Below are 13743 nucleotides of genomic sequence, written 5' to 3'. Positions count from 1 at the left end.
TTAAGGGAGCGCAAGCATGACGTACTTCATTTATATTTTACTTAATAATGTGATACCGCTCTCCATCATGATTGCCTTGGGTGTTATTTTATATAGAGCGTTCAAGCTTGATATTCGAACGCTTTCGAAGCTGAACTTTTATCTGTTTTCACCCGCGCTTGTGTTCAAAATGTTGTATGAATCTACATTGTCGATGCAATTGATGCTGCAAACCTTGCTGTTTTTTGCGCTTCACCTGGCAGCGATGTTTTTGCTGGTAGAATTCATCATGCGTGTGAGAGGGTACCAGAATAGTATGATCACGGCGATGCGGAACAGCGTCATCTTTTATAACAGTGCCAATTATGCGCTTCCGCTCAATCAGCTTGTGTTTGTCGGGGATGCGTTCACGCTCTCTATTCAGATTATTATTATGATGATGCAGTCACTGCTGCCTAATACGTACGGGGTATACAGCGTGAATGCCCATAAAAATGATCCGCGGCAAACGCTGCGTACGATATTATCGCTGCCAGTGATCTATGTGATTCCACTTGCCTTTCTGATGCGCTGGCTGCATATGCCTATTCCTGATCCGATCTATATGCCGATCACGTATATTTCCAATGCTTTTGTCTGTACGGCACTCTTAACCTTGGGTGTGCAGCTGGGAAGCATGAAGTGGAAGCTGATGTTCTCTGATGTTATGCTCTCCAATGTGCTTCGTTTATTGATTGGACCTGCTGTGGGATTTGGTATCGTATGGTTGCTGGGTATTCATGGAACGATGGCCCAAGCGCTTGTGCTTGCGACATCTGTACCAACGTCACTAAGCAGTGCGTTGATCGCAGTAGAATACGATAATGAACCGGAATTTGCTTCACAGGTTGTATTTTCATCGACCATCTTTAGTATTTGTACAGTAACACTGGTCATTTATTTAATCCAATTTATTGCTTAGAGCCGGATCTGGAAGCGGGTAGTTAATATACGCCTCCAAACCGGCTTTTTCTAATTGAAGAATCAGATATTCATCGGGTGTACCCTCTACTCCTGCATAGCCTTTTCGGGTATATATTTGTTCTGCGTCCGGGAATGTATCTCGTAAAATGGCGCGGATTTTTTTGCCGGAGGAATCGTTATCTGTAAATAAAAAAATATCGCTGCTATCGGCCTGCTTCTTTAAGGATTCAAGCCGTTCCGTGTTCAAGGATCCAAAGGTACAAAGTATAGTAATGTCCTCCGTCAGCAGCCTCCGCAGTCTGCTTTTGTCGTTCTTGCCTTCTACAATGATCGTAATACACATATCAGCACCTCACAAGTTCACTAGATGATTTGGCTTTCTCAAGTAGTATATCCACTTTCGCCATCCATTCCAAGCTGTTCGTATTTCCCAGGAAATGTCGAAATTAAGGTTATCTGCTTATTGGATTCATTGGAGCTGCTGGTCTGCCTCGTAGTTGTTGTATTAAGATTTTGTGAGAATTTTGTGAGAACGGTTTGATAGAATGATTAGAATGAACACAAAAGTTTTCTCAACAAGATCACAGCGATCATGAGGAATACATGGTAGTATGAACTTATTGTTGAATACCATGGGAGGGATACGTAGTTGATAAGCGTATATTATCGCAAGCTCATTGTGATGGGCTTGATCTTTTCACTTTTCATGGCGCTTTTTATCGCAATATATAATCAAACGATACCAAATCGGGATACTCCGCTGGCAAAGCATGGAGTACAGGATTTGTCTAATTGGGATTTCAACCGACAGGGATTAGTTGTCCTGGATGGCGAGTGGGAGTTTTATGAAGGTCAAATGCTGGAGCCTGCTGATTTTAAGCAAGGTTTAGGAGCAGTAGTTCCGTATACCTCTGTACCCGGCACATGGAAAGGAGAACAAACGGTTGGCGGGGTAAGTAAAACGGGATATGGAACATACCGGCTGAAGGTGATCGTTCCGGTTTCGGACGAAGTATTAGGTGTAAAAGTGAGAAGCATTCGGATGTCTCACCGTCTATATATTAATGGAAAGGTCGAGGGGAGCAGCGGACAACCAGCAGCGGATCCACTCCTGCATAAGCCTGGCAATACGCCCTACACCGCGTTTTTTCAACCGAAGGAAAGTGAAGTTGAAATTGTGATTCAAGTGGCCAACTATGTGTATGTCAATGGCGGTATCGTTAATTCGATTCAACTCGGGTTGCATCAGGACATTACGAAGATGAATAGTATTCAGATAGGAACTGATATTGCGGCTGTATTTATTTTGGGTATGTTTGGGGTGTATCATCTTAGCTTTTATTTTCTGGGCAGGAGAGAGAAGACTTATTTATTTAGTGGGCTGTATTTGGTAACCCTGCTGTTTAACCAGATGCTTTTTGGCGAGAAGCTTCTGCAAAGGCTGCTGCCCGAGCTTCCTTTTGCTATCAGCTACAAGCTGCTCGATTTAAGTGAGTTTCTCAGCGCAGCTGTGATTATATTGTTTTTTTGCTCCATTGATATGCGGCTTCTGACGTCCCGTAAGATGAATCTAATGCTGGCTCCGATTGTTTTGTATATGGCAGCGACACTAACTCTGCCTTATCAAGTACACAGTCAAATTAAACCTGTTTTCTTATTTTATATAGGAATCGCAGCGATGTACCTATTGGGACGAATGATTTATTTGTACAGCTTAAATGAACGAGATTCGTCAAACCGCAAGGAACTGATGTTATTCATTTGCGGTATCGTTTCACTGACTGCTTTTTTGATAGATGGAATTTTATATACCGTGAATATCGTTCCTACCGATCTGGCAGGGAAAGTAAGCATACTTTGCTTTATTGCATTTATAAATATGCTGCTTGCTATAAGATTCGCGAACGCCTATGAGAAGACAGAGAAGCTTACGCATCAACTAATGGTTTCCAATCAGCGGAAGGATGAATTTTTGACCCATACGTCCCATGAGATCAAGACGCCGCTGCACGGCATTATGAACATGACATCGCATTTACTGGTTGATGAGGAACGAAATTTAACATTGAAGCAAAAACAAAATTTATGGCTGATCAAGGATACATCCGTCAAGCTATCGATGTTGATTCACGATTTGATTGATGTCACTCGTTTAAAGCACGGAGAGCTGCGATTGCATCTGACCGTTGTAGATGTGAGGGTTGTGGTGCAAATTGTGTTTGATGTACTGGAATTTGAACTGTTGGGTAAGGAGGTGCGGCTTGATAATCGAGTGGGTTCCGATGTCTGGGTTCGGGCGGACGAGAACCGGCTGCGTCAAATCATGTACAATCTTGTGCATAATGCCATCAAGCATACAGTTAAAGGAACGATCACAGTGATGTCGAGTGTGCTCGATGACACGGTATCGATTTTCGTTGAGGATACGGGAACAGGGATCTCCAAGGCTAAACAAGCTGCCATATTTGGTTATTTTGAGCAGTTCAATCAGCCGATTCCCCAGGATGGATACACGGGTATGGGTGTTGGGTTGTATATTAGCCGTAAGCTTGTCGAACAAATGGAAGGGGACATCCGGGTTGATTGGTCAGAGGTCGGACAAGGAACACGAATGAGGTTCACATTGCCAAGCGTGGCCCCGATTCCATTCTACCGTGAAACAGCCTATACGACATCAGAGCCTCAGCGTGTTACGCGTGATCACCTGCCTCTGGATATTCTGGATCAGCAGGGTCACACGATTATGATTGTCGATGATGAGGCTTCGAACATCCATATTTTGCTTAACATTCTGAAGCGACATAAGTATAACGTGCTTACGGCATTATCGGCTAAAGAGGCGATGGTCAAGATCAAGCAGCACCCTCAAGTCGACCTGGTTGTTCTGGATGTCATGATGCCTGAAACCTCCGGAATTGAATTGTGCCGCATACTTCGAGGAGGCTATTCAATTCTTGATCTGCCCATCTTGTTTACCACTGTCAAGGACACCTCCCAGGATATCGCAATCGGCTTCAGGGCAGGGGCCAATGATTATGTTACCAAGCCTTTTGACGCAGAGACGTTAATCGCCAGAATCCAGACCCTAATTGCCATGAAAACCGCGATTCAGGAAGCAATTCGCAATGAACAAGCATTTCATCAAGCTCAGATCAAACCGCATTTTTTGTACAATGCACTGAGCAGCGTGATTTCTTTTTGTTATACGGACGGAGAGAAAGCAGCCTATTTATTAACGATGCTCAGTCAATATTTACGTTACATCCTTGATATGGATCGCTCTACGCTATTTGTTCCTCTGTCTCGTGAATTGGAGCTGATTCATGCGTATGTTGAGATCGAAAGGGCTCGTTTTGGTGAACGGTTTGAATTTGTATGTGACGTTGATAAAAGTGTTCGGTACTATCATATTCCTTCCTTATGCATCCAGCCGTTTGTGGAAAATGCGATTCGACACGGGCTGTTCGAGAAAGAGGGATATGGACAAGTTACGCTTAAGATTGACGAAGGTGAAGGGTACATAAAGGTGATCATTGAAGATGATGGCATCGGGATTCCGAACGATCTTCTGTATCAAATGTCCAAAGGTGAATCGCCAAATGTCGGAATTGGTATCCCCAATATCCGTAAACGTCTAGATTCGATTCCAGGGGCTACCTTGACCTTTAGCTCCGAGATGGGAAGGGGAACCCGAGTCACTATGTATTTACCGACTGGCTTGAATGGGCTGATTCCGTAGTGCCGATTAAGGCAGATTCTTGCCAAGCTAAATGATCTAATGCCATTCCTGGGAGGGATACCGTTGTTCAAAGTCATCATTGTTGAAGACGAAAAACCGATTCTGGATTTAATGAAATACGTGATTGGTCACAATCCGAACTACAACATTATTGGGGCCTTCACGAATCCGCTGGAGGCGCTCGCTTGTCTACCCCTGCTTAAACCGGATGTCGTTTTCCTGGATGTGGAGATGCCGAGGATGAACGGTCTGGAACTTGCACAAAAAATAGTTGAGCTGTCGGACGAGATCCGAATTATTTTCACGACAGCCTACAGGCAGTACGCGCTGGATGCCTTTGAGGTATTTGCCTTTGACTATATTCTAAAGCCGGTGACGCCAGCGGCAATTGAACGGGTCGCAAGCCGCCTGATCAAGCAGCAGAAACCTGCTCTTCCTGCTGAGAAAGGAGATAAGACGGCCTCGATCCGATGCTTTGGAGGATTTGAGGTTCGCAATCGGGAAGGTGTAACGATTCGTTTTCCGACGCGTAAGTCGGAGGAACTGTTCGCCTTCTTTCTTTGCCATCCGGGGAAGGAGCTAAGTAAGTGGCACCTGGTGGATTTGCTTTGGCCTCAGATGCAGGAGGACCGTTCTTCACATAATTTACACAATACGATTTATCGTTTGAAAAAAATACTCAAAGAGCACCAGATTGGAATGGATATCCAGAATACAAATGAAGGGTACAGGATGGAAGTGTCTGATTTCATGTACGATGTTCTGGCGTTCGAGCGGCAACGATCAGCTTTAAATGGAGTCTTGCAGGATCATGTGCATGTGGAATGGTTGTGTTCCCTCTATAAAGGTCCTCTGCTGGAGAGGAGAGATTATATGTGGAAGACTTCACTTGAAGAAGGATACGTTAAACAATATACTTTGCTGGTTCGTAGTCTGATCGAGAGTGATATGCTCGCACAGGAATGGACGAAAGCGGAGTTGAGGCTTGATGCTTACTTGTCGCTGTATCCACTGCATGAGGAGATGAACCAGCTCTTGATGGACATCTTTATTCATAGTGGAAATACGGAGAAGATAACCAAGCATTACGAGAGGTTCGCTGCCTCCTATCGACGGGAAATCGGATTGGAGCCACCGCAGGAGATGAGGGACCGAATGACTACCTATATCATATAATTGTAAATTTGCAAATAGGTTCAAAGGCAGAGAGAACAGCGAAAGCATGTTCTCTCTGTTTTTTTGTGGTTTTGTAACCCATATGCTCAAAGCGCCACGGAAGCAACAGGGTTTTGTGAGAATCTTGGGAGAATCGTTTGCTAGTATAAAAATGTATGCAAACCATAAGCAGATTTTGAAAGGAATGAAAAAGATGAAAGATTTGTGGAAACAAAGAAGTAATACCGTCAGGAGCCGTAAATGGCTGGCGGCTGCACTTGTATTGCTGCAACTGTTCGGTTTGTTCGGAATGGCGGGTATTTCGAGAGCTTTTAATGGGAGTTTTGCAGGGGGGACAGGAGTATCCGGCGATCCGTACCTGATTGATACGGCTTCCATGCTAAACGAGGTGAGAAATGATCTGTCCGCCCACTATAAGTTAATAAACGACATCGATTTGTCCTACTACGGTCAAGGGGCAGACTGGGAGCCGATAGGCACCACCGGCACTCCCTTTAAAGGGACATTCGATGGGAACGGTCATACGATTAAAAGTCTTAGAATCACATCGACTGCGGATAATCTCGGTTTGTTCGGTGTCGTCGAAAGCTCTACTATCAATAATATCGGTTTATTAAATGTGAATATAAGCTCTTTATCCGCCAATAATGTCGGAAGTTTGGTCGGCTGGGCCAAAGCTACGACAATCATCAATGTATTTGCTACAGGGTCCGTTACTGGGGGATCGAATACGGGGGGATTGGTTGGTTTCGCAGAAAGTGTTTCTGTGCCAATGCCCCCATTTCCCCCGTTCACTCAAGCCGTGCTGCTACATAAATCATATTTTAACGGCGCTGTTGAGAGCGTTGTGAACAGTGCCAGCGGTTTGATCGGCAGCAGCAGCACACCGGATACGAACATACTTTCCAGCTATGCTGTTGCCACGGTCAAAACTCCGCTAAACAATAATACATCCAGCGGTTTGATGCCAACAGGCAGCGGTTTTGTCACGGATTCCTATTACGCGTCCGATATGACCGGATTCACCCGGGGTTTAGGCACTCCGTTAGTATCCTTTGACTTGAAGCTGAGTGCGACGTATCCTGTTTATCCTGGCTCGGGCTGGGATTTCACGAATACGGGAGCGTGGGGAATGGAACCGAATAAAAACGACGGTTACCCCTATTTAAAGGCGTTTGACCGTGCCCCTACTGCTTCATCCGTCACGATAAGCGGGAATGCCAAGGTAGGTCAGACCTTGACCGGTAGCTATTCATATCAGGATACCGAGAATGATGCTGAAGGCACATCCACCTTTAAGTGGTACAGTGCAGATAATGCCTCAGGCTCATCCGAGAGTGTAATAAACGGCGCAACTAGCCGAACCTATTTCACTGGGGGGAAGGAATACTTAGGCAAATATATCCGCTTCGAGGTTACGCCTGTAGCAGCAACAGGCAAAGCAACAGGAATAGCGGTGAAGAGCGCCTGGTATGGTCCGATTGTGCATCCTTTTGCGGGGGGAGCAGGTTTGGAAGCGGACCCTTGGCTGATCGAAACCGCAGAGCAGCTCAACAGCATCAGATACTATCTGTACCCAATCGGACATCCACAGTATAAGAAAGGATATTATAAACTGACGGCTGACATCGATCTGGGAATAGCTCCTTACAATGAGGGAACAGGCTGGGTGCCGTTAGGAACCACCATGGCGATTCCTTTCACAGGAAAATTTGACGGAGACGGGCATACGATTTCGAATTTGAAAATTGCTTCGTCGGCGCAGCGGCCAGGCTTTTTCGGGGTTATCCAAGAGGCGGAGATCCAGCGTCTCGGCTTGAAGAACGTGGATATCCAATCGAGCTCTAATTTTGTCGGTGGTCTGGTTGGTCATGCTATGAGTCCGACAACAATTAGCCAGGTGTATGCTACAGGTTCTGTCAAAGCGGCATCGGGTTTTGCAGGGGGACTAATAGGCTTAGTAGACAGTAGCCCGATAACGATAACGGATTCGTACTTCAAAGGCAAGGTTGAGAGTAATTCTGTATTTGCAGGCGGACTGGTTGCAAATGCCGACGGAAGAAAGCTCGATATGCTCCACTCGTATGCAGCTGCTGAGGTCACATCGAACGTTCCGGCTACAACAGGAGGCTTATTCGGCTCCTATGCAAATGGAACGGGTTCGATAACAGAGTCTTATTATGACAAAGACGTTTCCGGCTTAAGCGATACCGGGAAGGGCGAGCCTAAAGCCACAGATGCCATGAAGCAGCAGAGAACCTATGTCAACTGGAGCTTCGCTGATCCTGGCGTGTGGAGGATGGATCCCTTCAAAAATGACGGTTATCCTTATTTGGAGTGGCAGAAATTCAATAGTGCACCGACCTCTGCAGCTGCCACAATCAGTGGAGCAGCCAAGGTCGGGCAAACCTTGACAGGCAGCTATACGTACAGCGATGCTGACGGGGATCTGGAGGGAGTGAGCCTCTTCAAGTGGTACCGGTCAGACGATGCGGCTGGTACAAATAAATCTGCGATAACGGGAGCAACGGCAAAAACGTACGTCCTGCAAGTCGCGGACCTTGGTAAATTGATCAGCTTTGAGGTGACGCCTACAGCGAAGACAGGCGTAATATCCGGTACGGCTGTGGAAAGCGCGAAAACCGCGGCGGTAACAGAGGAGCCGCTTCCGGCACCTGCAGGGCTAAGCGCATCTGCCGGAGACGGTCAAGTTGCACTGAATTGGAGCACCGTAACGGGAGCAACGTATTACAACATCTATTCAGGTACAGCCACTGGTTTCTATAACGGAGTACCTGTCGCTACGGTAACGGGCTTAACGTACAATGTAGCCGGTTTGGTGAACGGCACAGCCTATTACTTCGTGGTGAAAGCGGCCGATACCAGGCGTATAAGCGAATACTCCAATGAAGCTACAGCAACTCCGCAGGCCGGTGCTGTATTGCCTATCTATCCAACATTGACGGCGGTCAGTATAAAAAGCAGCAACCCGGCTACGGCACTAGCCAAAACCGGAGATACAGCAACCTTGACGTTTACAGCGAGCAAGCCGCTGAGAGCTATGCCTGAGGTGACAATTGCAGGACGTCCGGCGAGTGTAACTAGTGTCGGCAGCAGCGTCTACAAGGCTGCGCTTACGTTCAATGGCAGTGAAAGCGAAGGGATTGTTGCATTCTCCATCGACTTTGCCGATCTCAACGGAAATGCGGGAACGCGCGTAAGTGCGACGAAGGATGGCAGCAGCGTGTTGTTCGATAAAACCGCACCAGTTGGAACGCTGAGCATTAACAGCGGTGCGGAAGGCACAATCTCGACCTCTGTCAGCTTGACGATCACAAGCGGTGACGGTACGGGTTCGGGTAGTGTTCAAATGCGCTTCTCCAACGATAATGCGACCTGGAGCGCATGGGAAGCAGTGACCGGAATAAAAGCGTGGACATTGCTCTCAGGCAGTGGGGCAAAGACAGTTTCAATGGAGTTGACGGATGCAGTGGGCAATGTAACAACACCCGCGATTAGCGCTGCGATTACCTTGCGCAATTCGTCCGGCAGTGGTAGCAGATCTTCGTCCGGTTCTTCACAGGGCGAGACCATTACCGTTAATGTAGAAAATAGCGGCAACGGAGGAGTTATGTCGACTGCGGTAGTACACCGTACGACAGGGGCAGATGGACGGAAGAAGGATGAAATTTCCCTGACGCCGGGTCAGGCGGACAAGCTGGTTGATCAACTGAAAGCAGCAGGTTCCAGCTCTGCCAAGCTCGTCATTCCTGATCCTAAGGATGAAGTTTCAGAAATTAAAGTGACATTGCCGAAAGAATCGACAGCCAAATTGTCGGACAATAAAGTAGATTTGGAGATCAGCACGAATAATGTGCGTGTTATTATTCCGGACGAGGCGATGAATGGCTGGAAGGAAGATTTATTCTTCAATATAGTGCCGGTCAAAACAGAGAGCGAACGCAGTGAAATCGAACAACGCGCAAGAACGGAGCAGATTGTGCGCGAAGCCGCAGGCAGCGCAGTAGTTAACGTGTTGGGTCGTCCGATGATGATCGAGACGAACATGCAGAATCGCCCGGTTACACTGGTACTCCCCCTGCCCGAAACGGGCTTGAGTGAGCAGCAGCTCAAAGAGTTGGGCATCTTCATTGAGCATAGCGATGGCACAAAGGAGCTGGTTCGAGGAGAAATCGTCCCATTCGATACAACAGGTAAGCTGGGCATACGGTTTACCGTGAGCAAGTTCAGTACGTTTACGGTCGTTCAGTTAGGATCGCAAACAAGTAAAGTGCATCAAGCGTATATGACGGGCTATCCGGACGGCACATTCGGACCGGAAAAGCCAATTACACGTGCGGAAATGGCAACAGTGTTAGTCCGATTGTTCGATAAGTATAAAAGCGTTAAGCCGGCAGCCAAAGTCTTTACGGATGCTGCGCAGACGCATTGGGCGAAATCAGCCATTGACCGGGCAGCGGACAGCGGACTGATGGACGGCTATCCGGACGGCAGCTTCAAACCGGAACAGACCATTACACGCGCGGAAACGGCAACCATTGCAGCGCGTTTGAGCACGGCCACGGAAGGTGCAGGCGGAGACAGCTTCTCCGACACTTCAGGTCACTGGGCAGCGGCAGCGATCGTAAAAGCGAAAGCGGCGGGAGTAGTTAATGGATACGAGGACGGTACGTTCCGTCCTGAGCAGACCCTTACCCGCGCTGAAGCGGTGACGATGTTTAACAAGCTGGCAGGTCGCGACCCGTTGTCTGTATCCGATGCTAAGTGGAGCGATGTACCTGCAAACCACTGGGCGTTTAAGAACATTCAAGAGGCATCCGTTGATCATACTCATGAGCCGGCGGCAGCACATTCGGAGCGGTAGAGGAGGCCGATTGAACCTGTGAATCTTGTTTGAGTCACAATTAAAGAGTAACAAGGAAGCTAAGAGAAGGACGTTTGCTCCTGAATCTGTAAAAAGTCCCAGCCATCTTATGGCGGGGACTTTTTGCAGAAGCAGAAAAACGATTCACTGCTCCGTATTAATTTTAAGAAAGGACAAGATGAGAGGGTTGAATAATCGCAATGGATCGCTAACAAATTTAGATACTCTAAATTTTATAGAAATTCACAAAAATGGTGCCAATCAATATTGCGTTCTAATCAACGGAATAGATAGGGATGGCACTCTAACAACTGGTGTATATGCTTGGGATACTCTAAAAGATGCTATGACATGTGCCAAGGGAATAGCAAAAATGTTCAATTTCCCTGAGGTGCTAATAAACAAGAAAATTCATTTAGAAGGGAAATACAAGTTATGAATCGGGGACATGCAAATCAGTTTAGAGGAAGGTTGGAGGTATGGATCATTGCGATCTTTATGGCCACCATAGCATTATTCGTATTTCCAGTGCAAGCAGCAGATCAATGGAGTCAATACGCCAAGATAGGACCAACGAGCGGTAATTCGCTCGGAGCGTTCTCTAATCCGAGCGGAGTAGCGGTAGACAGCAGTGGTAATGTATACGTGGCGGATTACAATAACCATCGTATCCAGAAGCTGACGGCAGCTACAGGGGTGTGGAGCGAGTGGAAGAGTAGCAGCGGCGAGTCAGGAAATGGCCTGGGGGAGTTTTACAGTCCAGTCGGCGTAGCAGTAGATAGCGGCGGTAATGTATATGTGGCGGATACCAGTAATCATCGCATCCAGAAGCTGACAGTAACAGGAGATACAGGGGTATGGAGTGCGTGGGAGAAGAGTGGCGGTGGTTCGGGAAGCGGCCTGGGAGAATTTAATAATCCAAAAGGCGTGGCGGTAGACAGCAGCGGTAATGTGTATGTAGCGGATACTTGGAACCATCGGATCCAGAAGCTGACAATAGCTACAGGAGTATGGAGCGAGTGGAAGAAGAGCGGCAGCGGCAATGGAAGCGGCCTGGGAGAGTTTTACATGCCATCCAGCGTTGCGATAGACAGCAGTGGTAATGTATACGTGGGGGATACCAATAACCATCGAATCCAGAAGCTGAATGGTTCCACAAGTGTATGGAGCGAGTGGAAGAAGAGCGGCGGTGGTTCCGGAAGTGGTCTGGGAGAGTTTAATAATCCGCTCCACATTGCTGTAGACAGTAGCGATAATGTATACGTGGCCGATACCAATAACCATCGAATCCAGAAGCTGACAGTAACAGGAGCTACAAGTGTGTGGAGCGAGTGGAAGAAGAGCGGCGGTGGTTCCGGAAGTGGCTTGGGAGATTTTAATAATCCGAAAGGAGTCGCGGTAGACAGCAGCGGTAATGTATATGTGGCCGATTCCGGTAATGAGCGCATGCAGAAGCTGACGGTAGCTGCAGGATTATGGAGCGAGTGGGTATATCAGGGAGTAATTGCTGGAACGGACCCGGGACAGTTTCGGTATCCAAGCGGTGTGGCGGTAGACAGCGAGAGAAATGTATATGTGGCCGATTACGATAACAATCGTATCCAGAAGCTGACAGTAACAGGAGCTTCAAGTGTGTGGAGCGAGTGGAAGAAGAGCGGTGGGGGGTTAGGAAGCGGCCTGGGAGAGTTTGAGAGTCCAACCGATGTCGCTGTAGACAGCAGTGGTAATGTATACGTGGCGGATCGTTATAACCACCGCATCCAGAAGCTGACGGTAGCTACAGGGGTATGGAGCGAGTGGAAGAAGAGTGGCGGCGGGAAAGGAAGCGGCCCCGGAGAGTTTGAATATCCAGGCGGGGTGGCGGTAGATCGCAGCGGTAATGTGTATGTGGCGGATACCAATAACCATCGGATCCAGAAGCTGACGGTAGCAACAGGAATATGGAGCGAGTGGAAGAAGAGCGGCGGCGGGAAAGGAAGCAGCTTGGGGGAGTTTAATTATCCAAGCGGCCTGGAGGTTGACAGCAGCGGTAATGTATATGTGGCGGATACATCAAACAATCGCGTTCAGAAGCTGACAGTAGCTACAGGAGTATGGAGCGAGTGGAAGAAGAGCGGCGGCGGGAAAGGAAGCAGCCTCGGAGAGTTTAATGAGCCATTCAGTGTGGCGGTAGACAGTAACGGGGATTTATACGTGGCTGATTCCGAAAATAATCGTATCCAGAAGCTGATTGTAGCGACAGGAATATGGAGCGAATGGAAGAAGAGCGGTGGTGGCTACGGAAGCAATCTGGGAGAGTTTGAGTATCCAAGCGGTGTGGCAATAGACAGCAGAGGTAATGTATATGTAGCCGATTTTAGTAACAATCGCATCCAAATATTGTCAGAGTCCCCTCCGGGTACTCCGACTGCTGTAACCGCAGAGGTAACGAATGGTCAATCGCAAGCGACAGTGAGCTTTACGGCACCGGTCAGTAATGGAAACAGTCCCATAATCGGTTACACCGTGACATCTAGCCCGGGAGGTTTGACGTCTAGTGGTACAGGCAGTCCCCTCACCGTTACGGGGTTGACGTATGGGACGGTGTATACATTCACCGTCGTTGCAACAAATGTCGTAGGAAGCTCGGTCGCATCGACTCCATCGAATAGCGTGATACCCACGGTAACGAACGCCCCGGCAGCAGTGCCGGGCGCACCAATGGGCGTAACGGCAGTGTCAGTGAATGGTCAGTCGCAAGCAACCGTGAGCTTTACGGCACCGGTCAGTAATGGAAACAGCCCCATAACCGGCTACACCGTGACCTCGAGTCCGGGAGGATTGACGGCTAGTGGTACAGGCAGTCCCCTCACCGTTACGGGGTTGACGTATGGGACGGGGTATACATTCACCGTCGTTGCAACAAATGTCGTAGGAAGCTCGGTCGCATCGACTCCATCGAATAGCGTGATACCGACGTCACCGAACGCACCGGCTACGGTGCCAAACGCACCAATGGGCG

7 protein-coding genes are annotated in these 13743 nt (G+C 48.0%); 6 read left to right on the top strand and 1 reads right to left on the bottom strand.

Annotated elements, in window-relative coordinates:
- Positions 1–16 precede the first annotated feature (16 nt).
- On the top strand, positions 17–940 hold the full coding sequence (locus tag BK127_RS33645) for an AEC family transporter (RefSeq protein ID WP_076236483.1): 924 nt from the start codon (positions 17–19) through the stop codon (positions 938–940).
- Here the strand turns inward: BK127_RS33645 and BK127_RS33640 are convergent.
- On the bottom strand, positions 920–1285 hold the full coding sequence (locus BK127_RS33640) for a toprim domain-containing protein (protein WP_076236481.1): 366 nt from the start codon (positions 1283–1285) through the stop codon (positions 920–922). The two genes, BK127_RS33645 and BK127_RS33640, sit on opposite strands and share 21 nt — an antisense overlap.
- Positions 1286–1591: 306 nt before the next feature.
- Between BK127_RS33640 and BK127_RS33635 the strand changes: the two genes are divergently transcribed.
- From BK127_RS33635 to BK127_RS33615, 5 genes are all read left to right on the top strand, one after another.
- Positions 1592–4681 (top strand): hybrid sensor histidine kinase/response regulator, encoded by a 3090-nt coding sequence (locus tag BK127_RS33635; RefSeq protein ID WP_305954343.1) that lies wholly within the window; start codon positions 1592–1594, stop codon positions 4679–4681.
- A gap of 63 nt (positions 4682–4744) precedes the next feature.
- Complete coding sequence (locus BK127_RS33630; protein ID WP_076236479.1) at positions 4745–5857, top strand: response regulator; 1113 nt, start codon at positions 4745–4747, stop codon at positions 5855–5857.
- A 193-nt stretch (positions 5858–6050) separates the two neighbouring features.
- On the top strand, positions 6051–10742 hold the full coding sequence (locus BK127_RS33625; protein WP_179097697.1) for an S-layer homology domain-containing protein: 4692 nt from the start codon (positions 6051–6053) through the stop codon (positions 10740–10742).
- Positions 10743–10767: 25 nt separating this feature from the next.
- Entirely contained in the window at positions 10768–11181 is a 414-nt protein-coding gene (locus BK127_RS44115; RefSeq protein ID WP_076236475.1) for a hypothetical protein, read from the top strand.
- A 59-nt stretch (positions 11182–11240) separates the two neighbouring features.
- Positions 11241–13743, top strand: a 2503-nt coding sequence (locus BK127_RS33615; protein WP_179097696.1) for a fibronectin type III domain-containing protein, incomplete at its 3' end; no start/stop codon positions are given.

Source organism: Paenibacillus sp. FSL H7-0331, from assembly GCF_001956045.1.
This window is presented reverse-complemented; position numbering and strand designations above follow the sequence as displayed.

What these genes read in the sequence shown, in the direction of transcription:
- BK127_RS33645 (WP_076236483.1), top strand. Translation starts at nt 17, where the DNA reads ATGACGTACTTCATTTATATTTTACTTAATAATGTGATACCGCTCTCC.
- BK127_RS33640 (WP_076236481.1), bottom strand. Translation starts at nt 1,285, where the DNA reads ATGTGTATTACGATCATTGTAGAAGGCAAGAACGACAAAAGCAGACTG.
- BK127_RS33625 (WP_179097697.1), top strand. Translation starts at nt 6,051, where the DNA reads ATGAAAGATTTGTGGAAACAAAGAAGTAATACCGTCAGGAGCCGTAAA.